Source organism: Rouxiella sp. Mn2063 (assembly GCF_049319665.1).
GTDB lineage: Bacteria > Pseudomonadota > Gammaproteobacteria > Enterobacterales > Enterobacteriaceae > JBMOUD01.
The window spans coordinates 1-24,231 of the sequence record NZ_JBMOUD010000017.1 but is presented as its reverse complement, the minus strand read 5'-3'; the positions used below and the strand labels follow the sequence as shown (position 1 = coordinate 24,231).

26 protein-coding genes and 1 pseudogene are annotated in these 24,231 nt (G+C 49.2%); 7 read left to right on the top strand and 20 right to left on the bottom strand.

All coding sequences use genetic code 11. The annotated features are described in order from the left end of the window. Positions 1–107 precede the first annotated feature (107 nt). On the top strand, positions 108–932 hold the full coding sequence (locus ACL9RG_RS19435) for an AraC family transcriptional regulator (protein WP_422794359.1): 825 nt from the start codon (positions 108–110) through the stop codon (positions 930–932). 14 nt (positions 933–946) lie between these two features. Here the strand turns inward: ACL9RG_RS19435 and ACL9RG_RS19430 are convergent. The 3 genes and pseudogenes from ACL9RG_RS19430 to ACL9RG_RS19420 form a co-directional block, all read right to left on the bottom strand. Continuing rightward, a pseudogene (locus ACL9RG_RS19430) lies at positions 947–1,036 on the bottom strand (transcriptional regulator); the annotation flags it as partial. 215 nt (positions 1,037–1,251) lie between these two features. Beyond that, positions 1,252–1,536: a NadS family protein gene (nadS, locus tag ACL9RG_RS19425; protein ID WP_422794292.1), complete on the bottom strand. Its 285-nt coding sequence runs from the start codon at positions 1,534–1,536 to the stop codon at positions 1,252–1,254. A gap of 1 nt (position 1,537) precedes the next feature. Continuing rightward, on the bottom strand, positions 1,538–1,870 hold the full coding sequence (locus tag ACL9RG_RS19420; protein ID WP_422794358.1) for a type II toxin-antitoxin system RelE/ParE family toxin: 333 nt from the start codon (positions 1,868–1,870) through the stop codon (positions 1,538–1,540). Positions 1,871–2,294: 424 nt separating this feature from the next. Between ACL9RG_RS19420 and ACL9RG_RS19415 the strand changes: the two genes are divergently transcribed. The 3 genes from ACL9RG_RS19415 to ACL9RG_RS19405 all read left to right on the top strand — a co-directional run bounded on the left by ACL9RG_RS19415 (position 2,295) and on the right by ACL9RG_RS19405 (position 4,947). Continuing rightward, positions 2,295–3,560, top strand: a complete 1,266-nt coding sequence (locus ACL9RG_RS19415) for an SfnB family sulfur acquisition oxidoreductase (RefSeq protein WP_422794291.1) — start codon at positions 2,295–2,297, stop codon at positions 3,558–3,560. A 238-nt stretch (positions 3,561–3,798) separates the two neighbouring features. After that, a complete protein-coding gene (locus tag ACL9RG_RS19410; protein WP_422794290.1) occupies positions 3,799–4,176 on the top strand; it encodes a hypothetical protein in 378 nt (125 codons plus the stop codon). A 39-nt stretch (positions 4,177–4,215) separates the two neighbouring features. After that, positions 4,216–4,947, top strand: a complete 732-nt coding sequence (locus ACL9RG_RS19405) for a hypothetical protein (RefSeq protein ID WP_422794289.1) — start codon at positions 4,216–4,218, stop codon at positions 4,945–4,947. A 62-nt stretch (positions 4,948–5,009) separates the two neighbouring features. Here ACL9RG_RS19405 and ACL9RG_RS19400 read toward each other — a convergent pair whose 3' ends face one another. The 11 genes from ACL9RG_RS19400 to tdcA form a co-directional block, all read right to left on the bottom strand. Further along, positions 5,010–5,996, bottom strand: a complete 987-nt coding sequence (locus tag ACL9RG_RS19400; RefSeq protein WP_422794288.1) for an ABC transporter permease — start codon at positions 5,994–5,996, stop codon at positions 5,010–5,012. Beyond that, positions 5,989–7,017, bottom strand: coding sequence for an ABC transporter permease (locus ACL9RG_RS19395; protein WP_422794287.1), 1,029 nt, complete (start codon positions 7,015–7,017; stop codon positions 5,989–5,991). Before ACL9RG_RS19395 ends, ACL9RG_RS19400 begins: the two co-directional genes overlap by 8 nt. Then, positions 7,014–8,567 (bottom strand): sugar ABC transporter ATP-binding protein, encoded by a 1,554-nt coding sequence (locus tag ACL9RG_RS19390; protein ID WP_422794286.1) that lies wholly within the window; start codon positions 8,565–8,567, stop codon positions 7,014–7,016. The genes ACL9RG_RS19395 and ACL9RG_RS19390 overlap by 4 nt, the downstream gene beginning before the upstream one ends. Then, entirely contained in the window at positions 8,560–9,585 is a 1,026-nt protein-coding gene (locus ACL9RG_RS19385) for a sugar ABC transporter substrate-binding protein (protein WP_422794285.1), read from the bottom strand. The genes ACL9RG_RS19390 and ACL9RG_RS19385 overlap by 8 nt, the downstream gene beginning before the upstream one ends. Positions 9,586–9,755: 170 nt before the next feature. Continuing rightward, the gene (locus ACL9RG_RS19380; RefSeq protein WP_422794284.1) at positions 9,756–10,406 is read right to left on the bottom strand and encodes a methionine ABC transporter permease; all 651 of its coding nucleotides are present in this window, start codon (positions 10,404–10,406) and stop codon (positions 9,756–9,758) included. Then, positions 10,390–11,490, bottom strand: coding sequence for a methionine ABC transporter ATP-binding protein (locus ACL9RG_RS19375; protein WP_422794283.1), 1,101 nt, complete (start codon positions 11,488–11,490; stop codon positions 10,390–10,392). Before ACL9RG_RS19375 ends, ACL9RG_RS19380 begins: the two co-directional genes overlap by 17 nt. 2 nt (positions 11,491–11,492) lie before the next feature. Next, complete coding sequence (locus ACL9RG_RS19370) at positions 11,493–12,302, bottom strand: MetQ/NlpA family ABC transporter substrate-binding protein (protein ID WP_422794282.1); 810 nt, start codon at positions 12,300–12,302, stop codon at positions 11,493–11,495. Positions 12,303–12,339: 37 nt separating this feature from the next. Continuing rightward, the gene (locus ACL9RG_RS19365; protein WP_422794281.1) at positions 12,340–13,695 is read right to left on the bottom strand and encodes an LLM class flavin-dependent oxidoreductase; all 1,356 of its coding nucleotides are present in this window, start codon (positions 13,693–13,695) and stop codon (positions 12,340–12,342) included. Further along, entirely contained in the window at positions 13,692–14,900 is a 1,209-nt protein-coding gene (locus tag ACL9RG_RS19360) for an SfnB family sulfur acquisition oxidoreductase (protein WP_422794280.1), read from the bottom strand. The genes ACL9RG_RS19365 and ACL9RG_RS19360 overlap by 4 nt, the downstream gene beginning before the upstream one ends. Positions 14,901–14,910: 10 nt before the next feature. Next, complete coding sequence (locus ACL9RG_RS19355) at positions 14,911–16,137, bottom strand: SfnB family sulfur acquisition oxidoreductase (RefSeq protein ID WP_422794279.1); 1,227 nt, start codon at positions 16,135–16,137, stop codon at positions 14,911–14,913. Positions 16,138–16,336: 199 nt separating this feature from the next. After that, positions 16,337–17,254, bottom strand: coding sequence for a transcriptional regulator TdcA (gene tdcA, locus ACL9RG_RS19350; protein WP_422794278.1), 918 nt, complete (start codon positions 17,252–17,254; stop codon positions 16,337–16,339). Between the two features lie 235 nt (positions 17,255–17,489). Between tdcA and ACL9RG_RS19345 the strand changes: the two genes are divergently transcribed. From ACL9RG_RS19345 to ACL9RG_RS19335, 3 genes are read left to right on the top strand one after another with little or no spacing between them, the layout of a single operon-like run. After that, complete coding sequence (locus tag ACL9RG_RS19345; protein WP_422794277.1) at positions 17,490–18,311, top strand: DUF3100 domain-containing protein; 822 nt, start codon at positions 17,490–17,492, stop codon at positions 18,309–18,311. A 22-nt stretch (positions 18,312–18,333) separates the two neighbouring features. After that, positions 18,334–18,792, top strand: a complete 459-nt coding sequence (locus ACL9RG_RS19340; RefSeq protein ID WP_422794276.1) for a hypothetical protein — start codon at positions 18,334–18,336, stop codon at positions 18,790–18,792. Positions 18,793–18,801: 9 nt separating this feature from the next. Next, positions 18,802–19,941, top strand: coding sequence for a M20 metallopeptidase family protein (locus ACL9RG_RS19335; protein WP_422794275.1), 1,140 nt, complete (start codon positions 18,802–18,804; stop codon positions 19,939–19,941). Positions 19,942–20,235: 294 nt separating this feature from the next. Here the strand turns inward: ACL9RG_RS19335 and ACL9RG_RS19330 are convergent, their stop codons facing one another. The 6 genes from ACL9RG_RS19330 to ACL9RG_RS19305 all read right to left on the bottom strand — a co-directional run. Beyond that, entirely contained in the window at positions 20,236–20,577 is a 342-nt protein-coding gene (locus tag ACL9RG_RS19330; RefSeq protein ID WP_422794274.1) for an ArsR/SmtB family transcription factor, read from the bottom strand. A 132-nt stretch (positions 20,578–20,709) separates the two neighbouring features. Further along, positions 20,710–21,201: a type VI secretion system baseplate subunit TssE gene (locus ACL9RG_RS19325; RefSeq protein ID WP_422794273.1), complete on the bottom strand. Its 492-nt coding sequence runs from the start codon at positions 21,199–21,201 to the stop codon at positions 20,710–20,712. A gap of 12 nt (positions 21,202–21,213) precedes the next feature. Continuing rightward, positions 21,214–22,011, bottom strand: a complete 798-nt coding sequence (locus ACL9RG_RS19320; RefSeq protein WP_422794272.1) for a type VI secretion system accessory protein TagJ — start codon at positions 22,009–22,011, stop codon at positions 21,214–21,216. Between the two features lie 22 nt (positions 22,012–22,033). After that, positions 22,034–22,876, bottom strand: a complete 843-nt coding sequence (locus ACL9RG_RS19315) for a TagK domain-containing protein (RefSeq protein WP_422794271.1) — start codon at positions 22,874–22,876, stop codon at positions 22,034–22,036. A gap of 6 nt (positions 22,877–22,882) precedes the next feature. After that, positions 22,883–23,143, bottom strand: coding sequence for a PAAR domain-containing protein (locus ACL9RG_RS19310; RefSeq protein WP_422794270.1), 261 nt, complete (start codon positions 23,141–23,143; stop codon positions 22,883–22,885). 74 nt (positions 23,144–23,217) lie between these two features. Beyond that, on the bottom strand, positions 23,218–24,231 hold a 1,014-nt coding region (locus ACL9RG_RS19305), incomplete at its 5' end, for a hypothetical protein (RefSeq protein ID WP_422794269.1).

Sequence of the window (24,231 nt, the reverse complement as noted above, 5' to 3'; positions counted from 1 at the left end):
GCCTGAGCGGGTAAAAATATTCTTAAGTTTATTTCTCTGATAGGTAGACCGAATTGCGCAATCAAGCCATAATATTTTTCAAATAAGCCAGCATGACAGCTACCTTCATGATTCTGACCATAAAACCCCGCTCAACTCTCGATATCGATGGAATACCACGCACCATTTTTGCTGTCCCACAATGCAATGTCGCGACTGATTGGGAAGTCTTACCGCACCGCCATCGTAAGGCGCAATTAATCTACACCGTCTCCGGTATGATCCGCTGTGAGGTAGAGAAAGGCATGTGGTTGGTCCCGCCGCAATGTGCGCTATGGATGCCGGGTAATGTCCTGCATAGTGCGCAAGGCACCGGCTCATCAGAATGCTACAGCCTGTTTGTTGAAGAAGAAGCCGTCCCCGGTTTGCCAACCACCTGCTGCACGCTCGGCGTCTCGCCGCTGCTGCGTGAATTGCTATTGCAAGCCAGTAGTTTCGCGCCAATGTACGATGAACAGGGAGCAGAAGGTCGTTTAGCTAGCGTATTGCTGGATCAATTGATCGCCGCTCCCATCGAAAACCTGCACCTGCCGGTCTCGGATGATTCACGTATTCGTCAATTGATGGAGCGCATGCTGGCCGATCCGGCAGACAAATCTACGCTCTACCAATGGGCACAGCGTATCGGGATGAGTGAGCGCTCACTAAGTCGCACATTGCAGCAGCAAATAGGCTTAAGCTTTGGCAACTGGCGCAGACAGTTACATGTCACGTTAGCGCTGCAACGTTTATCACACGGCGAAAGCGTGCAGACCGTCGCATTAGATCTCGGTTACGAAAGCGCCAGCGGCTTTGTCACCATGTTTAGAAAAGTGATGGGCAAACCACCGGCACGTTACCTGGCGGAGAAAACCGCCACCGAACAAATTTCAAGCGCGAAGCTTGTGATGTAAGAACCGGCAAACCACGCCGGCAATTCATAAAAGAATGCCGGATTGGCCTGAATCGTCGTCAACACCTTGGCCGCCAGACCGGTAGGATTGCGTCGGCGAGTTTCCATCGCAGTAACGTAGTTGATGGCGAAACTTGTGGCTACAGCCTGTGCACAGGGCGCTTTAAGTCTGAGGGGTATAAATGAGTAGGGGGTATTGTCGTTAATTATTATGTATTGGCAGATATGAGCGAAAAGCGGAAGTACGAAACTATGTATACGACTATGGGGCATTACGTGGGTAGGATCAAAAGGAGTAACACCCATCGTTTGTACACACCTTAATGTGCCGCCAACTCATAAAAGAATGTCGGATTGGCCTGAATCGTCGCCAACACCTTGGCCGCCAGCCCGGTAGGATTACGTCGGCGGGTTTCCCAACTTTTGATGGTATCCACGCTGGTACCCAGCGCCTTCGCCATTTCGCTTTGTGACACATTAAGCTGTGAACGGATAGCCTTCACATCGATAATTTCATAACGAGTCACGCGAGCTGGTACTTTAACCCCATTATGAATATCAACCGCCTCTTCGAGAGAAGCTTTAAGCTCGTCAAAAAAACTCATACTACACCTCGCCTTTTAGTCGTTTTGTCAGCTTTTTTAAATCCGCTTTTTCGGCATCTGTAAGGCTGTCCTTGATGCTCTTTGGATAAGCCATCACCAGATAGATAACTTCATCGGTAGCCAGAAAATAAATAACTCGAGTACTACCGCTTTTCCCCTGGGGGCCGGTTGCCATTCTGATTTTTCGCAGCCCGCCAGTTTTCTGAATCAGATCCCCTTTGTCGGTAAACTTGATCAGCTCAATCTGTAGTTCTTTAAGCTCATCATCCGTGGCAATTTGCTTTATCTGCCGGGTAAACATCGAAGTTTCGATAAACTCAATTGCATGAGTCACCATTCAATTCCTTTTGATTGGAGATGTACAGTGTACACCAAATTAATAACATTACTCTAGTCAGATTAATTTTTTGCCCTATCCTTTGACCTTAATAGCGCATCTTATCGGCCAAGTGAACGAATGCAGGCTAGGCGCATAGCGACCCGTTAAGCTTAAGCGCAAAGGGTTTTCGCCTTAAAACCCTTGCCGGAAATGTTCGGCTACGCGGATATATTCCCTTTAGTGATAAGCGGCCGAAACTGCACCAGTGTCATATAAACGTTCATAACCGCGGTAACTTGGTCATCAAATGACATCCTTTATAACTTATCAACGGCAAACATATTGATATCTATAATCAATATATATAACTCCCCCTCCGCTATGACAGGATGGTGAAATTACGCGCAAGCGTTTCTTTCAACACCCGTGAGGAATGTTTATGTCCACCATTGAAATCCCCGCTTCCGCCAGCGAAGTCCGCGTTAACTCTCCCGAGCCTTTTACGCCGCTGCCACGCCCGACTACACCAGCGCATGTGATCACCAGCGATCAGGAAGCGATTACTATTGCTGAAGGTCTGGCAAAACAATTTGCCAAGGGAGCAGCCCGTCGTGACCGCGAAGGAATATTGCCGATTGCCGAGTTGGATGCCTTTTCGCAAAGCGGGCTATGGGGCATTAATATTCCCAAAGAGCACGGTGGGCCGGAGGTATCTTATGCCACGCTGGCGAAAGTGATCGCTATTATTTCTGCCGCCGATCCCGCGTTGGGACAGATCCCGCAAAACCATCTGGCAGGCGTTGCAGCATTGATTGCTGACGGCTCAGAAAGCCAGAAAAAAACGCTGCTCAGCGGCGTATTGCAAGGGTTGCGTTGGGGTAATGCGTTTTCAGAAAAAGGCTCGGCGACGGTCGCAGATTTTAAAACCACGCTACGCTACGTTGATGGTATTCCAGTCGTTAACGGCGAGAAATTCTACGCCACCGGCGCGCTGCTAGCGCATCTGGTACACGCTGTTGCCGTTGATGAAGAAGGTCGCGCCCATCTGATTATTCTCGACCGCGATGCCGAAGGGTTAACGGTTATCAACAACTGGTCGAGCTTTGGTCAACGTACCACGGCTTCCGGCACCGTGATCCTCGACAATGTAAAAGCCTCTCCCGAGCGAGTGATCCCAACCTGGAAAGCCTTCGATCGCCCTACCGCTTCCGGCCCGATCTCACAGATCATTCAAGCGGCGGTAGATACCGGCATCGCGCGCGGCACGATTGAAGATACCATTGCTTTTGTGCGTGAAAAATCGCGGCCGTGGATCGACAGCGGCAAAGAAAAAGCCTCAGAAGATGTGTTTACCATTGCCGCCGTCGGTGATTTAAAGATCCGCCTGCACGCCGCCGAAGCGCTGCTGTGGCGCGCCGGACAATTAATTGACGTCGCCCTTGCCACGCCAAACGAAGAAACAGTAGTCGCTGCCACGCTGGCAACCGCCGAAGCCAAAGTGTTATCAACCGAAGTGGCTATTCTGGCCGGGAATAAACTCTTTGAGCTAGCAGGCACCCGCTCGACGCTGGCGGAATATAATCTCGACCGCCACTGGCGTAATGCGCGTACTCACACGCTACACGATCCGGTGCGCTGGAAGTATTTCCACGTAGGAAATTACTATCTTAATGATGTGAATCCTCCGCGCCATGCGTGGAACTGATATCTCGCTTGAATAACTCGGTACCAACCACCTCTAGGTAATAAAAACAATGGCGTCCAGCCAGTTTCGAGACGCCATTTTCCTTGCTGTATCAGGCTTCAATTCAATCGCTGCATGAGTGTTACGATTGCAAAACACTCATGCATGGCGTAGATTTATTAACCAACTGACGAAACCGCCAACTCAATATCCTGAGGCGCATTCCACAGATACACGGTGTTCAGGCTAAGGTGGGTATATGCTTCACGAACAGGCTAAAGCTAAAAATCAGCGCTCTGTCCAAACGATTCGAGATAATACCGCGGTGATCGATAGTTTCGCACTTAGCTCTCTATCCCCTGACACTGTTGAGGTGCGCAGAATGCTTAGTCGCACCCAAAAGGATTCACAGCATTTTATCGTGACGCTCAAAAGCGATCTCAATTGTGCGGTTCACACCACTGTTGTTAAACCCTTTGCAGAAATTGCTGTTCGTGGTGAGAAATTACGTTTTACAGTGAAACCTAGAAATCAGTATCCGGAACTGCACGTAAGTGACGATATTTTACTGATGATTGAACAATCGGTGACAAGGTTCATGGAAAGCAACTTTGCCACTCACATCTCATATTCATGAGAGAGATTTTAAAACTTAGGATCAGGATGGCCCAACGGAATGGCACCTTCTTTAATCAGCGAGACTTACGCTAAAGATCTTTCTAAACTCCCGTCCTTTTCAGGCGAGTGTTATGTTTCTCATACCCTTCATTTCCTGTTGCCAGATGACACAGTGATACTCCGCCTCACGGAGATCTCCTACGAGAAAGCTGACTTCAATCATATTGCTGTTGTTGAAGAAATTGCCTTTTCTTCCCCCGAATTTATTGCAGGCTATATTGATGAGCTAAGGAATGATGGGCTTAAAGATGCTGATGTTGCAGAGAAAATCCTAAAACTCAACATGATGGATGAGACAGCAACAAAAGTTATCGCTAGATTTGCCTATGATCATTTCGCATTCAGGGATCGACAAGGTCAGTTGGCTCAAGGCAAACAAATCAGAGGGGCTTATGTCACCCCTGAAAAAGCTGGAGCAGGTTTAGCCGGTCAAATTTACAGGCAATTAACCATGCTGCACCATCACTTGGTTTGCGACAACGCGCAGACTGTTTACGGAGCCACATTATGGGCGGTAACTGTGCGCAACGTGGCCGGCCGAGTAGATATTTATAATGCAGCTAAGCAAGAATATGTCGAAGAACTGGGTGATGGAGCAATAGGTGTCAACGGCTGTATTCCTTGGGATATAGGTAAATTGAATCCAGCTAATTTAAGAAAGTGGCAACAATACCCAGTCCACCCGACCATTCAACATTGCTACTACCTCGTGCTAATCATCTCGGCCTAAAGGCATAATCCGTTGAGGCAGTTTTAAGCTTAATTGATTTAAAAATAGCGCGCCAACGCCCCTTAATGCCGCTGACGCCCACTCAATGCTCCCACCGCCAAGACGACAAAAATCAGCAGACCGGTGCTCACTTGCTGCCAGTAAAAATTCCAGCCGATCAGTAGCAGGCCATTAGCCACAAAACTTAGCAGCACTACGCCAATCAAGGTGCCGGGGACATTAGGCCGTCTTGCTGGCGAGAAGATCGTGCCGATATACGCGGCACCAATGGCATTGAGCAGATAAGCGTTACCAGAAAGCGGTACCCAGGCTTTCACGTTTGAAGCCAGGATCAACCCGACCACACCGGCAGTCAGCGCACTGATCACAAATGCCAGTGCGATCATTCTGCCGACGGCAATCCCGGAATAGCGAGCAACGCTGGCCTGGGTACCGAGCAAAGTAAATACTCGCCCGTGTCTGGTACGTTGCAATAGCAAATGCAGGGCTAGTGCCAGCCCTAATACGTACCACAGTGGCAAAGGCAGCCCCAATAAGGAACCGTGGCTGATAGCGGAAAAGGCCGGTGGTAATACCTGACTGAGTAAGTAGATCGGCTGCCCGCCGTTAGAAGAGAGTTGCTGCACGCTTTGGCCAATAAACAGCGTGCCTAGCGTAGCTAAAAACGGCTCAACGCCCAGCACCGCCACCAGAAATGCGTTAAACAGCCCCACGCCAAGCGCTGCCAGCAAGGCCGCGGCTAGCGCCAGCGGTAATCCTACCTGATGCAAAATCAGCGTGACTAGCACCAGACAAGCGAAGTCGATGGAGGTGCCAATTGATAAGTCGATAGCGCCCATTGATGCCACCAGCGTCATGGCCAGCGCGGCGATAGCTAAGGGCGCAACATTGTTAAGCAGTACACTTTCAATATTGCTCACGCGCACAAAACCCGGCGCGAAGACGCTGAAAAAAACCAGTAAAGCAGCGAAAGTCAGTACCATTAATATGCGCAGCACATTACCGCGCCCGCTTTTACTTCTCACTTCGGTTGCAGTTAATTCAGACACGGACTTTTCTCCTCTGCTGACGCTGGCGTAGCAAAGCGGTCAACGATACCACCAGCAAGATCAACACGCCTTCGACGCCATTGATCCAATAACTTGAAACGTTAATTAACTGGAATCCATTGGCGATCAGGCTTAGAAACAGCGCGCTAATCAGCGTGCCGCCAATGGTCGGTATCAAACGTCGTGAGAAAATCACGCCGAGTAATACTGAAGCAATCACGATCAACAAGTTGTCATTGGCTCCCGGCGAACTGCCGCTCAGCAAAGAGACAGATGCTAGCGAGGCAATACCCGCAGCAACCCCGCACAGCACATAGCTGGCAGACAGATAAAATGCGACCGACAAACCCTGCGCTCGCGCTGCTATCGGATGGCTGCCCACCGCCTGGAGGCGCAGACCAAATCGGGTGAAGTGTACCAACAACCCAAAAAATAAGGCTAAAGCGGCAAACGCCCAGGCTAACCACGGCAGATTCAGCGGGCCGTTACCCAATAGCAAATCAAACAACGGGCCGCTGACCGGCACCGTAGAATTTTGCGTCAGTACCATTTCCAGCCCAATGGCGATATTCATGGTGGTTAACGTTGCCAACAGCGGCAAAATACGCAGCCACACCACGGCAAAGGCATTCAACAACCCAAGCGCTGCCCCGGTGAATAACGCCAAAAGTACCGCGCTGCCAATGGACGAGCCTTGACTGATTTGCGTAGCAAAAACTGCGCCGCACAGGCCAAGGTTGGCGGCAACCGACAAATCAATACCGCCAGTCACCGAATGGCTACCGCCGCCAATTAGCACCAGCGTCAGACCAAAAGCTAGCGTACCGGTGACAATAGTTTGTTGCAGCACATTGCCAAGATTTCCCAGAGTAAGAAAAATCGGTGACAGCAGCGCAAACACCGCCAGCACGGCAATAATGATCAGCAGCGCCCCCATCTGCAACCACTGTCCGGTGCGATCGGCCCGGGCGATGGGTTTAGCATGATGAGTCGCCGCAACCGATTGAGAAATCTCACTCATGATGTTACGCCTTGTTTGAGTATCGCCGCTTCAGGCCGCGTCGAGCTGCGCTCTGCACCGGCTGCCCAAGCCAGAATTTCATGGTGGTCAGTGTGTTCACCTTGCAGAATCTTCACGATATTGCCTCGCGCCATCACCAGAATACGGTCACACAGTGATTGCAGCTCCAGCAAATCGGTAGAAAAGATAATCACTAACGCGCCCTGTGCCGTTAAGCGTTGCAAAGCCTGATAGATTTCCGCCTTCGCGCCAATATCAACGCCCACCGTCGGCTCATCGAGCAGATAGACAGTAGCCTGAGTATTGAGCCACTTTGCTAACACCACTTTCTGCTGGTTACCGCCGGAAAGTGCTCTCAGTGGCGCTTCCGCTCCCGGTGCCCGAATGCCCAAATCGGCAATATTCGCGTCAACCAGTGCCCGTTCACGCCTCTGGTCGATAAACAGTTTTTTGACCAGCGAGGCCAGGCTGGTGACGGCGATATTTTCACGCACGCTCAGTTCAGGGGCGATGCCGTTTGCCCGCCGGTCTTCAGGCACAAAGGCAATACCGCGATTTACTGCTTCATGCGGTGAACGCGGTAAAAAAGCCTGCTCTAATAACGTTATGTTACCCGTTACGCCACTCTCCAGACCAAATAGCGAACGTACCAAGGCTTTGCCGCCTGAACCAAGTAAGCCCGTTATCCCAAGGATTTCCCCGCGCTGTGCGGTAAAACTCACGTCCGAAAAACGCCCAGCCGCCGAGAGGTTCTCTACCCGCAGCATCACTTCATCGCGGCGATGGTATTGGCGTTGGACCAGCGATTTCTGCTCATCCCCCAGCATATCGGTAATCAGTTGCTGCGTGCTGACCTGACTTATCCGGTGCTGAGCCACATCGCGGCCGTCGCGCAGTACCGTCACCTGCTGACACAGGTCGGTAATTTCATCGAGGTAGTGGGAAACATACAGAATGGCTAAGCCGCGCTGACGCAGGCTGCGAATCGCATGAAATAGCGAGGCAACTTCATGGCGGGCCAGCGCTGCCGTCGGTTCATCAAAGACTAAAATACGAGGTGAATGTCGCAGCGCGCGGGTGATCTGCACCACCTGCTGCTCAGCAACACTGAGGTCGCTGACCAAGCTGTCGGGATTGAGGCGTAATCCAAAATATTCAAAGATGGATTGCTGGGCAATTTGGCGCATTCGGCGTCGGTTAAGCAGCGGTAAACCGGGGAAAGAGGGTTCCTCCCCCAGTAACAGCGCTTCCGCCACGGTTAGGGTCGGTGCAAGTAAGCGTTCCTGATGGACAATCTCGATGCCTCGCGCTTGCGCCGCCCGAGGCGAATCAATGCGCTGCGGCTGACCGGCTAGCGTAATTTGCCCTTCATCGGCGGCCAGCAGGCCACCGAGGATCTTAATCAACGTCGATTTTCCCGCACCGTTGTGGCCGATCAATCCATGAATGTTACCCGCCTCCAACGTCAGAGAGACATCACGCAATGCCGGCACGCCATCAAACGCCTTGCTGATATGATGTAGCGCCAGCAGAGGCGCGTTCTCACTCATGAGCCTGACCTAAAACTTTTTGCACTTCACCGGCATTCTGTTTAGTGACCACAATCGCAGGCACATAGGTAGCCGGTGGCAATGAGTGGTCGCCCGCCAGATAGCGCGCCACGTTTTGCACAGCAGTTTGACCAATCAGATAAGGCTGCTGCGCCACGACGGCAGCGGCGCTGGATTTGGGATCTTTCACCAATGACACCACGTCCGGGCTGCCGTCTACCGCGTAGGTTTTAATCTCTGTACGTCCGGCTGCATCAACCGCTTGCGTCGCGCCAATTTGTGGCACATCCCAGGCCGCCCAAATCGCTTGTACCGAACCTTTCGGATATTTATTTAATAGCTGGCTAATTTGCGCATAAGCATCTTGCACGGTGTTTGGAATAACATCGCGCAGCTCTGGCTGAATGATTTTAATTTTTGGATACCATTTCAGCACCGCTTTTAATTGGTCATAACGCATTGCCACAACGGGCACACCATAAAAGCCATTAAATACCAAAATATTCCCTTCACCATGTAAGTCATTCACCATTTTTAATGCTAACTGCTCACCGATATAAAAATTATCGGAGGTGGTGACGTTAATGCTCGACGGACTGGCGGTATCGACGGTGAATAAAGGGATACCGGCGGCGCGGATTTTTTTCAGCCAAGGTTCCAATACCGTGGCCGTACCTAATGTCTCAATAATGGCATCAGGTTTTTGTGAGATAAGCACCTGAATTTGTGATATTTGCTGTGCATCCTTGCGGCCACCATCGAGGGCTATCGGCGTACCGCCAAGACGTTTTACCTCATCAATCTGCCCTTGATAGGCTTTTAGATCCCAGTAGTGATCGGTACCCGCAACGGTGATACCAATGCGTTTACCTTTTAATGAAGGAATTGCGTTATCACTATTTTCGGCATGGGAAGGAAGCGAAAAAAAAAGCGCCATACTGGCCATCATAACCAGAGACGCTTTAATACTGTTTTGTAACCACGTTTTTTTATTAATATTATTCGTTGCTATCATCATTTTATTATTACCCTGAAATTGTGCAAAGAATCGACAAGGTAGCATAACGGTTATAAAACGCTCATGCCGATTTCTGCTAAGGGTTAATCAACTTTGTTAAATAGCTTTCTCCTTCTGCTTCATGGGATATTTCATTCGCCAATTGGGGATAAATACAGTGCGTCCTCGCACTATCGATGATTAAGACGGCGCGAAAGTCGGTCGCCAAAAAATTGCAGCAACGTCACTAACGCCACCAACACAATGATCACCGTCAGCATCACCTGAGTATCAAAACGCTGGTAACCATAGCGATAAGCCAGGTCGCCCAAGCCGCCGGCACCGATAGCGCCGGCCATTGCCGAGGCGTTGATCATAGTGACTAAAGTGATGGTAAAACCGCTGACAATGCCGGGACGCGCTTCCGGCAACAGCACATGCCAGATAATGTGCCAACGGTTGAATCCCATCGCCTGCGCGGCTTCAATCAAGCCTTTATCCACTTCACGCAGGCTGACTTCGGCAATGCGGGCGAAAAATGGCATCGCGGCCAGCGTTAATGGCACTGTTGCTGCCCATACGCCGTAAGTTGTGCCGACGATCAGCCGGGTAAAGGGTAACAGCGCCACCATCAGGATCAAAAATGGAATGGAGCGAAATACGTTGACGACCCAGCCCAATACGCGGTTGAGCAACGGATTGGCAAACATATTCCCGCGATCGCTCACCACCAGGATCACCGCCAGCGGCAAGCCGAGGATCAGCGCAATCAGCGACGAACTGCCGACCATTAATAGCGTATCAAGCAAGCCATCCCATAAACGTTCAATTTGCAGCGACATAGCCCAGCACCTCCACGCGATCCGCTAACGATGACGGAATATGTTCTACGCTTAATGCCGGTGTTTCCGCCGCCGTTAGCAGCAGGATCTGGCCAATTTGTTTACCCTGCACCCATTCCAGCGCGGTTTGTATCAGCGTTGCCCCCTCGCCGATCGCCGTATTAATTGCCGCCAGATCTGGTTGTGCGCCCTGCCCGGTATAACGCAGGCACCAGAGTTGTCGGCTATGCAAAGCGCTGGGCTGCGCACTGAGGCGCTCGCTAATAAATTCTGGCAGATTGTCTATCTGCGGATTGAGCAGCAGCCGGGTTGTAACATGCTGCGGATCGCCATACACCTGCCATACCGGACCACGTTCAATCACCTTGCCGCCATCGAGTACCACCACTTGATGACAAAGATCGTGGATCACATCCATTTCGTGGGTGATCAGCACAATAGTGATCCCCCGTTGGCGATTGATATCGCGCAGCAGGGCGAGAATAGATCGCGTGGTTTCTGGATCGAGTGCCGAGGTGGCTTCGTCACACAGCAACAGTTGAGGATCGTGCACTAACGCGCGGGCAATCCCCACCCGCTGTTTTTGCCCGCCAGAAAGCTGCGCCGGAAAAGCATGCTGTCGATCTTGTAAACCCACCAGCGCTAACAGCTGATCGGCCTTGCGCTGGCGCTGTGTTTTAGGAATTCCAGCGACCTGCATCGGTAATTCAATATTCTGTCTGACCGTTTTGGCGGAGAGTAAATTGAAGTGCTGGAAGATCATCCCGGTGCGCCGCCGCCAGCTCACCAGCTCGCTCGCCGATAGCGCGCCAATATCTACGCCATCGATCAGCACTTTCCCGGCAGAGGGATCTTCTAGTCGATTAAGACAACGGATAAGCGAGGATTTCCCCGCCCCACTACGGCCGATAATGCCAAAGATCTCACCCCGTTTAATCTCTAGATTGATATCAGACAGCGCATCGGCTGCCTGACCCGGATAACGCTTGAACAAACCGTCAATCGCCACATGCACCTGGCCTGGTGCCGTGTTTAGCTGCGCTTCGGCCCGCACCAGCTCATCAGGATAGGTCAGGCTGACCATAATTATTGGCTCCAGCCCGGTTGATAAAGCTTGCCGTAGAATTTATCCAGACTGGCGCGAACTACCGGTGAATGCTGGTAAATATCCACGAATTTGCGTAAACGCGGGTCATCCTGATGACCATCACGAATAACAAACAGGATGACGTATTCCGGGTTTTCCAGCCCGTCGAAGAGCAGCGCTTTTTCAGGATCGATAGTGCCAGACAGTTTCAGGTAGTGCGGATAACCCTGTGCCAGATCGACTTCATCTAAGGATCGGGAAAGCTGAACGGCTTCGACTTCAATAATCTTTAAATGCTTAGGATTGTCGACAATATCATCGACGGTGGCATGGATACCTACGCCCGGCTTGAGCTTAATCAACCCGGCTTTTTGCAATAGCAGTAAACCCCGTCCGGCGTTAATCGCATCGTTAGCAATCGCCACCGTGCCGCCGTCTGGGATCTGCGCGAAGCTAGTATATTTTTTCGAGTACAGCCCGACGTTATTAATGGTTGCCGGGGCGTATTTCACCAGATGGAATCCGCTCTCTTTATTGGCATTGTCTAAGAAGGGCTGATGCTGGAATAAGTTAACATCGATATCGCCATTCTCGACGCTGACATTCGGCGCGATCCAGTCACTAAACTCAACCAGTTTGACCTCCAGCCCCTGCTTTTTCGCCTCTTCAACGGCGGTTTCCAGCGGTGGCGCAAAGGCGGCGGTGGTGCCAACTTTTAGCGGCCCGGAATAGTCAGCCGAGGTAGCCGCCGCGCTGATTGTCAGCAGGCCTAAGAGTAGTGTGTATTTTAGAGCAAAGTTTAGTGACATCCCGTCTCCTCAGAAGATATTCAATCTTAATTTATGATCATGCTTCAACACGCCAGCGCGCTGCCGGATGGCGGGCGCTGAGTCGGTCGTGATTAAAGAGTTTTTTACGTAACGAACCCGGCTGATAAGCGGTTTTATAGCGCCCGCGTTGTTGTAATTCCGGTACTACTAAATCAATAAAATCGATGTAACTTTGCGGATTAACGATGCGCGTCAGATTAAAGCCGTCGATGCCGCCTTCATCCACCCATTGCAGTAGTTTTTCCGCCACTTGCGTTGGATTACCGACAATCAGCGGATAACGGCCGCCTAATGCGTACTGTTCCAGAAGTTGACGACGTGTCCAACCGCTATAAGCGCGGGTAACCGACTCAATCGCCTGTGTCGAACCGGCCTGAATCGGCTCATCGAGTTCAAAGCGCGCCAAATCAATACCGGTTGAACTGGAGAAGTGTGCGATACCGGCTTCCGGGCTGGCGTAGCGCAGATATTCTTGATGCTTCTCCTGCGCTTCCCGCTCCGTTGGCGCCACAATCACCGACACGCCCATAAAGATTTTCAAGTCATCCGCCAATCGCCCGGCGTCTACCACCGCCTGACGCAGTTTGTCTGCCTGAGCGCGCATGGCCTGCGGCGTACTGCCATTCACAAAAGTACATTCAGCATGGCGCGCGGCGAAACGAATACCGCGATCGGAGCTTCCAGCCTGAAACAGCAGCGGCGTGCGCTGTGGTGATGGAGAAGAGAGGTGATAGCCTTCCACCCGATAAAACTCCCCCTGATGATGAATTTGGTGAATCTTGCTCGCATCGGCATAAATACGCCGCTGGCGGTCGGCCACCAGCGCATCGTCTTGCCAACTGCCTTCCCACAGTTTGTAGCTGACATCGAGAAATTCATCAGCCTGATCATAACGGCGGTCATGGCCGGACTGTTGCGCCTGCCCCATTGCTCGCGCCGCGCTATCAAGATAACCGGTGACAATATTCCAACCCACGCGGCCGTTAGTCAGGTGATCCAGCGTCGAGAGGCGACGAGCAAACGGATACGGCGCTTCATAGCTGAGGTTGGCTGTGAGGCCAAACCCCAGATGTTCGGTTACGCTTGCCATGGCGGAGACCAGCATCAGCGGATCGTTAACCGGCAGTTGAATTGACTCGCTGGCCGTTAAGCCGATCCCTTGTTGGTAGACGTCATACACGCCGAGAATGTCGGCAATAAATAGCCCATCGAATAAGCCGCGCTCCAGCGTTTTGGCAAGACTCGTCCAATAACGCAGAGAAGTAAATTCTGTCGAGCGATCCTGTGGATGTGTCCACATACCGTGATGAATATGGCCCACGCAGTTCATATTGAAGGCATTGAGCAAGATCTGCTTACCCGACTGGCTCATAGGGTTCCCCTGCGCGGTGGCAATACGCCGTTCAATACATAGTTGCCGATAACCGGGTATTTCCAGCGCACCGGGTCGTGCAAGGTATGCGTGCGCGCATTGCGCCAGTGACGATCCAGATTGTGTTCTTGCAATGCTGAACGCGTACCGGAGAGTTCAAACAGTAGATTGCCCGCTTCCAGCGATATCTCAGTGGTCCAGGCGCGAACGCCAGCCACTTGTATTGATGCCTCCGCAACCGAATCTGCCTGCGGGTCACGTTGGGCCGCATCCACCGTTTCTCCGGCTTGTTGCAACAGCGCATCCCCCGCCTGCAAACGTGCTGCCAGCCGACCAATACGGTCAAGCGTCAGCGGATCATCGCTGGCCTGTTCAATACCTGAATCTGGCCACGGGCGTGAACGGGTTTTAATAAATTCCAACATGTCGTTAAAGGCTGCTCGCGCAATACCCTGATCGACAGCGGCGTGCATAATCTGTGCAAAGGGACCAACGGTGGTAGGACGCTCAAACGCACTTTGGAACGGGACGATCTCCTGCGGATCGACAGCAACCGCATCAAATACCACGCTGCCGCTGCCGGTCGTGCGCTGGCCAAAGCCGGACCAGTCGTCAATCACCGTGACACCGGCCTGATGGCGAGGTACAAACACTAACTGCTCTTTGCCATCATCCCCCAACGCCGCGGTGGGAATGCGGTCGGCAAAGAGTGCGCCGGTGGCGTAGAATTTGCGTCCTTGCAATAGATAGCCCGCGCCCTGCTTTTGTACCGAGGTGTTACGATGATGCGCCGCCGCCGAGCTGAACTCTGCCAGCGCATTCCCCAGATGTACGCCATCCAGTACTTCCTGATAAAACTGCCGTTGCTGCTGCTCACTGCCGTTAATACGCAGCACTTCCAACGCATAAAAATGGTTTTGCGGGATCTGTCCGATCGCCGCATCGGCCTGGCTAAGAATGGCGATAACCTGCGCTAATACGGCAGTGGATACCGCCGCCCCGCCGAAAGCAGTAGGTACGGTAATCGCCCCTAATCCGCTGGCAAACAGCGCCTGCAACTGCTCATGGGGAAGCTTACGCTGGCGGTCACGTTCAGCTGCATCAACACGGAATATGTCGGCCAGTTCTTTGGCAACATTGAGCGCCTGTTCTGCCGAGGTAATACGTCTGGCAGGATATTTGGGATCAACCCGGCGAGTCGTCATCTTCAGCTCCTTAAATCCAGGCGTGACGCGCCGGAAAGATATGGTTTAGGTAGTAGTTGCCAATAGCGTGATATTTCCAGCGCACCGGATCATGCAGCGTGTGGGTACGCGCATTGCGCCAGTGGCGATCCAGCCCGTGCTCGCTAAGCGTGGCCCGGCTGCCGCCCCACTCGAGTAGCTTTTCACTGGCTTTCAGCGCGATCTCGGTGGTCAACACCTTGGCTTCTGCCACCGCAATCGACGCCTGCGCGGCGATATCGGCGGTCAATTGGCTCTGGTCAATCGTATCCAGCGTTTGTGCAGCACGGCGTAATAACGTCTCGGCGGCGGTTAGCTCGATATAAATCCGGCCAAGATCCGCCTGTAAGTGCGGATCATCCGCGTTGCGATCGACACCCGCATCCACCCAAGGGCGAGAACGGCTGCGGATAAATTCACAAGCCTCATCAAAAGCGCCGCGAGCAATACCGGCATCAATTGCCGCCTGAATTAATTGCGACACTGCGCCACGTAGCGAAGGTTTATCCTGGCTAGGATGTGGGATAACCCAGTGTTCATCCACGGCTACCTCGTGCAGGCGCACCGTGCCGCTGGCGGTAGTACGCTGGCCGATGCCCGACCAATCGTCAACAATCTCCAGCCCCTGTGCAGGTCGCGGGATAAAGGCCATCACCGCGTGGTCGCGATCGTCTAAGGCATTCGTGACGACAATGTGAGCAAAGAGTGCACCGGTGGAATAAAACTTCTCCCCCGTCAGGCGTAAGCCACCTGCCTGACGCGTCAGACGAGCGTTGATATCGCGAGTATGGCGGGTGTTTTTTTCCGGCCCGCCGTTGCCCAGACGTTGGCCTGCAACCACAGCTTTAAAGATCGATTGTTGTTGGGCAAGGGTTCCCACATCGCGTACAAATTGCAGAATACCGAAGTGGTTTTGTGGAATTTGCCCCAAAGCAGGATCGGCAGCGCTGATTAAACGAAAAACTTCAGCCAGCGTTTGATATGACAATCCACCGCCACCAAATTCTCGCGGTATCGAGATACTGCCCAGCCCACTGCGGCTAAACAATGACAAGGCTTCCACAGGATAAATACGTTCACGGTCACGCTTGGCCGCATCGGTAATCGCTAAGTCGGCAACGGCTTTCGCCGCTGCTAGCGCTTGCTCATCACTAAGAAGCACATCTGCTGACTCTGGCAGTATGAATAGGTTATTTTTCACACCGGGGATATCACTCATTTCATCGCCTTAATTAAACAGCAACGCTTATTCCGTAATGCGCTAAGTCATTACGAAATTTAGAAAAATGGGGTAAGCGTTGACTCTAGATAAAGGGGATAATAAGCAGAGTAATAATCGTAAGTAAAGTTTGTGCTTATGCTGTATTTAGCAATTTATTACTAAGAAAAAGATAATGAAAAATAACTCCAATAGGTTATTAATTAGTATTAATCTCACTTATAGAAGAAAAATAATATTTCACCCGTTCGAGTAGATATTTTACCGATGAGCTATGTTGATTATTTTTATAACTGACAATGGCGTAACTTGCGGTAGGGAGTTTTGCTTTGATTGGGATAATAGTTAATGCATTACTACCAAGCGGTTTCTTCATGAATTCTGACAATACGGTAATAAATCCAGCATAAGTGACCAAATTATAAATTGTCACGACTGAGTCAGTACGTACCAGTTTTCGTGGGTTGAAATCATTGGAGTCAAATAACCCCATTAGCTCGTGATAATACCCCATATCTGTTTCTGGCAAGATCCAATCGGCATTGCGTAATGCATGTAAGCTTTCACAACGGGAGAGTGGATGATCTTTAGCAGCAAGGTAAGCAAATTTATCCTCAAACAGCGGTGTGATATTGAAGTCCTTTATTGGCATATCAGCAGTGACAGTACCAATAGCAAAATCTAACCGCCCTTCTCTTAACCCGGGCAGTAACGAGGAGAGCTGTGCTTCTTGCATCGCAAGTTTGGCATCTGGATAGGCCTGTTTAAAATCCTTAATGATATTGGGTAGACAAGTAAAACTGACCAACGATGAAAAACCAAAGGATATCTCGATAGCACTATTATGTGCCATATTTTGCATTTCACTGACGGAACGAGTTAGCCCCTGTAAAATACTTCGGGAGTGAGAGTGAAAAACTTTACCGGCCTTGGTTAGCTCAATCCCTACGTTATTTCTTATTAATAACTCCACTCCAAAGTTTTTTTCTAACTCGCTTATTGTTTTAGTCACTGAAGGCTGAGTTTGTCCTAAGGAACGTGCGGCGGCACGAATTCCTCCGCAACGTACGACCTCCTGAAATACGATGAGTTGCTGTGTTTTAGGTAAATATGTCATGGGAATAATTATCATGTATGAAAAATACGATTTTGTGATCTAAATCTTAAAAAAGAACAAATCATATAATATTCATCAAATTAACTTTTTATAAATTACGTATAAATTGATGAGAATCAATATTCAAAGGGTAGTGATAATTAAAAACTATCCCCAAAAAATAAATGGAGTCTACTGCGACTTTTGAATCACCTATAGGATGAAAAACACGCAATAACCGAACAAGGAACGTCTAATGCAAGCAGTACAACAAGATGAGGATGATACAAGGTATTCTCTTGCCAGAGTCATGCTCTGCGTATTATTTATCGTCATAATTTCCGAATATATTGGTGAATCAAAGCTACAAATTGGTGCGACGAGTATCAGTTTTTTGCCGATGCTTTATGCGGTCATTATTGGCGTATTAATGACACCCAATATCTTAGGGAAATGGATTAAACCACTGGGTAAGTTTATTGGCAAAAAGGAAATAAAAATAACGGGTAATGTCGTTATGATTTCTCTGCTGCCACTCGGTGTCAAATACGGCACCTTAGTCGGGCCGAATATAAAAGAAGTCATCAATGCCGGGCCTGCGCTGATTTTGCAAGAATTGGGTAATCTGGCTTCCGTGTTTATCGCCATACCTATCGCCGTAATGCTTGGCATGAAGCGCGAAGCGATTGGTGCCTGTTCCAGTATTTCCCGCGAGCCTTCGCTTGGTGTCATCGGCGAAAAATATGGGATTGATAGCCCGGAAGGTACCGGAGTACTAGGCACTTACCTGATCGGCAGCACCATCGGTACCATCTACTTTGGTGTCATCAGTCCATTGGGATTGCATCTTGGTCTGCATCCATTATCTCTCGCCGTGGCCTGTGGATTAGGCTCGGGCAGCATGATGGCCGCCGCCTCGGCCTCTCTGGCCGCCGCCGTTCCTGAGATGTCCCAGCAAATATTAGCCTTTGCCGCTACTAGCAATATGTTAGCGGCATTTACCGGCATGTACGCATTGATATTTATTGCTTTACCCCTGAGCAACTTTATTTATCGCATTCTCCCACATAAAAAATAACCGAATGGGAACTCATACCGCCATGACATTAAAAGAACATCTCGATAATTCAAAAATCATTATTCCGGCGATTATTCTGGTACTGATTGCTCAATGGGTCGGTAAAGGCATGTCACCGGTAGAGGCGATTCCTGGTGCAATAATCATCTTTGTCATTGTAATACTTTCGATACAAATCAAATCTTGGCTACCGAAATTGCCGCTTCCTGCGTTTGCTTGGGCGACGGTCATTTCTCTATTGCTAAGCATTCCTTATTCGCCCATCAGCGGCCCTTTTATGGCCTTCACCAACAAAATCGACTTTTTAGCCACGACAACACCGCTGCTCGCCTTTGCGGGGCTATCCGTGGGAAATAGCCTGGATAAGCTGAAATCCATGAGTTGGAAGATTGTCATTGTCTCGATTGTTGTCTTTACCTCCGCTTTCTTTGGCGCGGCCTTTGTCGCCGAAAGCATTCTCCATTTCCAGGGTATTATTTAAGAGGTTTATATGAATTTTCAGCACTATAACGAGTTAGGTATCAACTTTCGCCGCTTCCTGCATATACATCCTGAATTGGGCCGTGAAGAACATGTCACCAGCGACTACTGCCAACTGCAATTTAAAAAACTCGGTTATAAAATTACGCCATGTTTTGAAACCGGTTTCTATGCTGATTTATACGTTTCGCCTACGCTGCCAACGATAGCATTCCGAGCCGATATGGATGCTCTGCCCGCCGATGAAAAGCCAGGTGTAGTGGTATGTTCCCAAAATCCCGGAGCCGCTCATTTATGTGGTCATGACCTGCATATGGCCATTGGCTTAACTGCCGCTGCAATCATGGCGGATCATAGACGATACCTCACTGCCAATGTCCGTTTCTTATTTCAACCCTCTGAGGAGATGTTTCGCGGAGGAGCAGAAAGCATGATTGCCGAAGGGTGTCTTGAAGGCGTTAGCCAGGTATTCGGCTTGCATAATGATCCGCAAATAGACTGTGGGAAAATTGCCATACGCCACGGCGTAATGTCATCCAATGGCGATCAATACAAACTCAGTATTGAAGGTAAAAGCTCCCACGCCGCCGCCCCCCATCTAGGATTAGATGCGTTATCAGAATCAGTAAGATTGTTAAATGCCTTTAAAGCCATTGTGACCGATCATATCGATCCGAATAAAACGGCACTCATTTCGACTTGTATGTTAAAAGCCGGTGAAGCACCAAATATTTTGGCGCGTTCAGCCGTTATAGAAGGCTCGATTCGATCTTTCGATACTGCAGTACAAAAAACGCTGAAAGAGCATTTCATGGCTGAAATTGAAACCACAGAACGCCATGGATTTACTACATCCTTAGAGATGATGGGATACCCAGCGATTGAAAATCATGACGGCGAAACTGATCGAGTTATCACCGCCGCCAGTAGTATTCTTGGCAGTGAGAATATCTTAACCGATTATCCACCGATGGTAGGTTCTGAGGATTTCTCTTACTTTATTAAACAAACGCCAGGAGCGTTCTTCTTCCTCGGTAGTGGCGATCATGCCAATGGTATTAGTAATCCGCTGCACTCCAATCCGTTTATTACCAATGAGGCGTGTATTTTGATCGGTGCAAGGATCTTCGCCAAGCTTGCTGGGATTTAGTGCGAATTCAATAGTATCGAGGCGGATAAAAACGTCCCCTGCTGAATATTTTTCTATTTATTCATGACAAAATAATGGAGCACATGCCACTCCTATGCTCGTATTAACACCAGAAATTCCCGATCATAAAAGGGGTTGGCCATATGTTATAAATAAATAGAGCATCTTTATAGATGATGGCACTCAGCGATGAGTGCCTCAATAAGAACAGGGCGACAAGGAGATAATTTTATATTAACCAGACCCTCGCTAGTTAATAAAATTAACAAACTCATATATCTTAGGCATGATGAGTTAAACAGAAAATTGCCGAATAACACCTTTAGTTAATTCATCACATTCTGCAGCATGTAAAAAAGCATTCAGTAAACCAGGAAAACGTATATCCAAATCATCTCTTCTTAGCGAAAGTAAGCTCTCTCGTCCTGAAGGTATTTGCCAGATGATGCCGCTATCTCGCAATACTCGCCAATGATGAGTCAACGTTGATTTTGAAATCCCTTTTAGTATGGAGCCACACGTATGTTCACCACCATCAGCAAGAACGCTCACTATCATCATTCTCATCGGATTGCCAAGCGCAGCCAATACATGCTCTAGGCGAATTTTGTTTTGATCTGGGTGTTGTATTATCATAAATTAAATCCTTTAATATTTTATGAGGTTTTAAAGTTAATCCTAATGGAACACATGTAATATCAATTATTATAATCAACATTAAAGGTATTTATTTTTCAAGCTTAATATTTATTAAAAAAATATAAAGCATCATATTATCTTTAAATCAACCTTCTCAGTTTCCACATCGTAGGCACCATTAATACACAAATCTATCGGATAAGGCTTCCATGAAATCAAGCCTTTTATTTCAAATAAAATCAATCCATTTCTTGATGGATGATCGCTATCAATAGATGGTGATACGATAAGTGACTCAGCAAGTATTCTTGGCTCAAAACGTAGCAATGCATTTCTAATTGTTTTTTCGATCGTGCCCCAATTATGCTGGTTAGCATAATTTCCGATCATAGCACCCACGCCATAGTTTAATACTGAATTAGCGACCAATTTGAATCTTTTAAGATCCAGCCTGTCTTCAATATTAGTACTATTCATTATTTCAGTAATGTCCTTTTGTACAATGGCACGCATTTTTTTTGAATCAAAAAAAAACCTATCAAATCGTTCCGTTTCAATCCTAGGCTCATCATCTAATAGACGTTCCAATAATGTAGGTAAAAACTGCCTTTTTCTCTCCATAGAAAATTCCCATTAAAAGATAGTAACCTGATCTAATTCCAATAGTGAATAATCGCCGTTGTCTGTAATAAATGTTTTTCGCCCATTAGCAACAGAAAAACCAGCTGAAACTTCGTTCCATTCTGTTACCAATCCCAATTTAATATTTTGCTCTGAATTGGTTGCAACAGGATAACGAGAAGGAATAAACCCGTAATATATATTGTTTTCTATTTTTAGCTGTGCCGGAGCCCATATCAAATCTAATAAATTTTTTGGTTTAGGGACTTCAAATGATTGGATCATTGAAAAAGGAACCCATCGATAGCCGCCAGCACTGATAAACTCACAGATTGGTCCAACCCTACCATCGCTATCACTAATCCATGAAAAATCACCGGTTATCGTGCCATTACCCGTACTCTCAGGCGCCAGTTCAAAAGCACGATCCCGTAATGCATTCGAATTATCGAGATCATTTTTCCCAAATGAAACATTAGCTTGATGTAGAGTCTCCACCCATTCTGGAAATTGAATATCCAATGCCCCGGCTTTATTTTTCCCAGAGAGTACATCGTTTCTTAATAGCTCACTGAATGTTAAATTTTTATATAACTCTGCACGTTTCTTTAGACTATCATCTAGTAACTTCATGATATCTAATTGCAACAAGGCCTTATCCCAAAGGCCATCGATACAGTAAAGCTTAAATAGCAATTCTCGTAAAACACTATCACTTGGCTTTGTTTTTACCTGAGCTAGAATACCTGATAAAATTTCATTGAACGATTTTTTTTCTGATAAATCATTTAAAGTAAAAGAGTCAAACATGTGTTCATCCTAAACATTATAGTTAAAAATGGCTATCCAGACCTATCTTGTAAAGATCCTCAAATACTAGAGGCGGGACTGTTTTTTTATTTTTGCTTGCGATATTGTCTGGTGCAAGCGCTTTTAATATATCGTGTTTTTCATCTTCATATAGAACATCATCATCAAAATTAATTATATCTAATTCACCCCATACTTTTTCGAAAAGGAAGGATGACTCAAGTATACATTCCGTCAATGTTTTATCTTTCATATGGTCTCTAACCGTTTCAAAATATCTATCATCCTGGGGAAGTTTGTTATCCTTCTGTCTTTCATGAGAAAAAAATTCCCTATGTTGCTCCCCCCAGATAAGAAATTTTTTATATTCAAACGCTAGCTCTTTCAGGACATCTCCCTCAACCTCCCTCATGACATCCTTCTCATTTGAATATCTGATATCTGCTTCATGGTGCCCGCCATGAGATAATATATCTTCAATTTCAGATGAGTAATAACTTTCATGCTCCATACCAGAAGATGATAATAAACTATGTAGTGCATCTACAGGAGAACCAGACTGTTCATCCGTTGCTATTTTGACTTTAAAATGACCTAATTGGATCTCAGAAGACAAGTGTAATGGATGACTTTTCCCATAATGTAAAAGCATACCATCAACGCAACAAACATACTCACGACAAGCATTGAATATTACAGGCCCAATTGGGGTCCAATAAAAAAAGACCCCATTTCCCTTATCAACTTCAGCCACTGCGCCGAACTCTCCAAGCGAGATATCAAATACAGCGGGCCTTTCCAATGAGTAACTCTCATTAAAGAAGAAAGTATGCTTATTATCAGGCCATGTTAATAATAGTTGCATTATTATCTAACCTATAAAAACATCACAAGATCCGGTGATAATTAATCCTACACATCCGGTAAAATCTAGAACCCGAGAAGCAGGGAGATTATTAATAAATACTGAGCATGACCCGGTAACCACGGGGGCAATGCCATGAATTAAACAAGTCGCGATACTCAAGCCAACCGCGGCACTGGGTCTGCTATTAGTAAAAACATCACACGAGCCACTAATAATAATTCCACAGTGGCAAGTCAAATCACCAAATCTGGCTGCACTTCTCATAGAACGTCCTCTCATAGTGAAATTAAGGAGGGGGAATGCTTACCCCCCTCTACATTACCGAATCTGTTAATCCGTTATTTCGGATAAAAACCGAACGTGAAACTCCCCGTTGGCTCTGGTTCGGTCGGCGTCGGCGTCTCGGTCGGCGTTGGCGTCTCGGTTGGCGTCGGCGTCTCGGTCGGCGTCGGCGTTTCCGTTGGCGTCGGCGTCTCGGTCGGCGTCGGCGTTTCGGTCGGCGTCGGCGTCTCGGTCGGCGTCGGCGTCTCGGTCGGCGTCGGCGTCTCGGTCGGCGTCGGCGTTTCGGTTGGCGTCGGCGTTTCCGTTGGCGTCGGCGTTTCCGTTGGCGTCGGCGTTTCCGTTGGCGTCGGCGTTTCGGTCGGCGTTGGCGTTTCGGTCGGCGTCGGCGTTTCGGTCGGCGTCGGCGTTTCCGTTGGCGTTGGCGTTTCGGTCGGCGTTGGCGTTTCGGTCGGCGTCGGCGTCTCGGTTGGCGTCGGCGTCTCGGTTGGCGTCGGCGTTTCGGTCGGCGTTGGCGTCTCGGTCGGCGTTGGCGTCTCGGTTGGCGTCGGCGTCTCGGTTGGCGTCGGCGTCTCGGTTGGCGTCGGCGTTTCGGTCGGCGTCGGCGTTTCGGTCGGCGTCGGTGTCTCGGTCGGCGTTGGCGTTTCGGTCGGCGTTGGCGTCTCGGTTGGCGTCGGTGTTTCCGTTGGCGTCGGCGTTTCGGTCGGCGTTGGCGTCTCGGTCGGCGTCGGCGTTTCCGTTGGCGTCGGCGTCTCGGTCGGCGTTGGCGTTTCCGTTGGCGTCGGCGTTTCCGTTGGCGTCGGCGTTTCCGTTGGCGTCGGCGTTTCCGTTGGCGTCGGCGTCTCGGTCGGCGTTGGCGTACGAGTTGGCGTCGGCGTCTCAGTCGGCGTTGGCGTATGTGGCGGCGTCAACGGCGGTGTATGTGGTGGCGTCCACGGAGGCGTATGCGGTGGTGTCCACGGCGGCGTATGTGGTGGCGTCAATGGCGGAGTTGGTGGCGGTGTCCACGGTTGCGTCAACGGCGGAGTTGGCGGCGGTGTCCACGGTTGCGTCAACGGCGGAGTTGGCGGCGG

What these genes read in the sequence shown, in the direction of transcription:
- ACL9RG_RS19395 (WP_422794287.1), bottom strand. Translation starts at nt 7,017, where the DNA reads ATGAGTGAGATTTCTCAATCGGTTGCGGCGACTCATCATGCTAAACCC.
- ACL9RG_RS19435 (WP_422794359.1), top strand. Translation starts at nt 108, where the DNA reads ATGATTCTGACCATAAAACCCCGCTCAACTCTCGATATCGATGGAATA.
- nadS (WP_422794292.1), bottom strand. Translation starts at nt 1,536, where the DNA reads ATGAGTTTTTTTGACGAGCTTAAAGCTTCTCTCGAAGAGGCGGTTGAT.
- ACL9RG_RS19380 (WP_422794284.1), bottom strand. Translation starts at nt 10,406, where the DNA reads ATGTCGCTGCAAATTGAACGTTTATGGGATGGCTTGCTTGATACGCTA.
- ACL9RG_RS19370 (WP_422794282.1), bottom strand. Translation starts at nt 12,302, where the DNA reads ATGTCACTAAACTTTGCTCTAAAATACACACTACTCTTAGGCCTGCTG.
- ACL9RG_RS19315 (WP_422794271.1), bottom strand. Translation starts at nt 22,876, where the DNA reads ATGCAACTATTATTAACATGGCCTGATAATAAGCATACTTTCTTCTTT.
- ACL9RG_RS19360 (WP_422794280.1), bottom strand. Translation starts at nt 14,900, where the DNA reads ATGACGACTCGCCGGGTTGATCCCAAATATCCTGCCAGACGTATTACC.
- ACL9RG_RS19410 (WP_422794290.1), top strand. Translation starts at nt 3,799, where the DNA reads ATGCTTCACGAACAGGCTAAAGCTAAAAATCAGCGCTCTGTCCAAACG.
- ACL9RG_RS19390 (WP_422794286.1), bottom strand. Translation starts at nt 8,567, where the DNA reads ATGAGTGAGAACGCGCCTCTGCTGGCGCTACATCATATCAGCAAGGCG.
- ACL9RG_RS19320 (WP_422794272.1), bottom strand. Translation starts at nt 22,011, where the DNA reads ATGTTTGACTCTTTTACTTTAAATGATTTATCAGAAAAAAAATCGTTC.
- tdcA (WP_422794278.1), bottom strand. Translation starts at nt 17,254, where the DNA reads ATGACATATTTACCTAAAACACAGCAACTCATCGTATTTCAGGAGGTC.
- ACL9RG_RS19345 (WP_422794277.1), top strand. Translation starts at nt 17,490, where the DNA reads ATGCAAGCAGTACAACAAGATGAGGATGATACAAGGTATTCTCTTGCC.
- ACL9RG_RS19340 (WP_422794276.1), top strand. Translation starts at nt 18,334, where the DNA reads ATGACATTAAAAGAACATCTCGATAATTCAAAAATCATTATTCCGGCG.
- ACL9RG_RS19415 (WP_422794291.1), top strand. Translation starts at nt 2,295, where the DNA reads ATGTCCACCATTGAAATCCCCGCTTCCGCCAGCGAAGTCCGCGTTAAC.
- ACL9RG_RS19365 (WP_422794281.1), bottom strand. Translation starts at nt 13,695, where the DNA reads ATGAGCCAGTCGGGTAAGCAGATCTTGCTCAATGCCTTCAATATGAAC.
- ACL9RG_RS19330 (WP_422794274.1), bottom strand. Translation starts at nt 20,577, where the DNA reads ATGATAATACAACACCCAGATCAAAACAAAATTCGCCTAGAGCATGTA.
- ACL9RG_RS19405 (WP_422794289.1), top strand. Translation starts at nt 4,216, where the DNA reads ATGGCACCTTCTTTAATCAGCGAGACTTACGCTAAAGATCTTTCTAAA.
- ACL9RG_RS19310 (WP_422794270.1), bottom strand. Translation starts at nt 23,143, where the DNA reads ATGAGAAGTGCAGCCAGATTTGGTGATTTGACTTGCCACTGTGGAATT.
- ACL9RG_RS19325 (WP_422794273.1), bottom strand. Translation starts at nt 21,201, where the DNA reads ATGGAGAGAAAAAGGCAGTTTTTACCTACATTATTGGAACGTCTATTA.
- ACL9RG_RS19385 (WP_422794285.1), bottom strand. Translation starts at nt 9,585, where the DNA reads ATGATGATAGCAACGAATAATATTAATAAAAAAACGTGGTTACAAAAC.
- ACL9RG_RS19375 (WP_422794283.1), bottom strand. Translation starts at nt 11,490, where the DNA reads ATGGTCAGCCTGACCTATCCTGATGAGCTGGTGCGGGCCGAAGCGCAG.
- ACL9RG_RS19335 (WP_422794275.1), top strand. Translation starts at nt 18,802, where the DNA reads ATGAATTTTCAGCACTATAACGAGTTAGGTATCAACTTTCGCCGCTTC.
- ACL9RG_RS19355 (WP_422794279.1), bottom strand. Translation starts at nt 16,137, where the DNA reads ATGAGTGATATCCCCGGTGTGAAAAATAACCTATTCATACTGCCAGAG.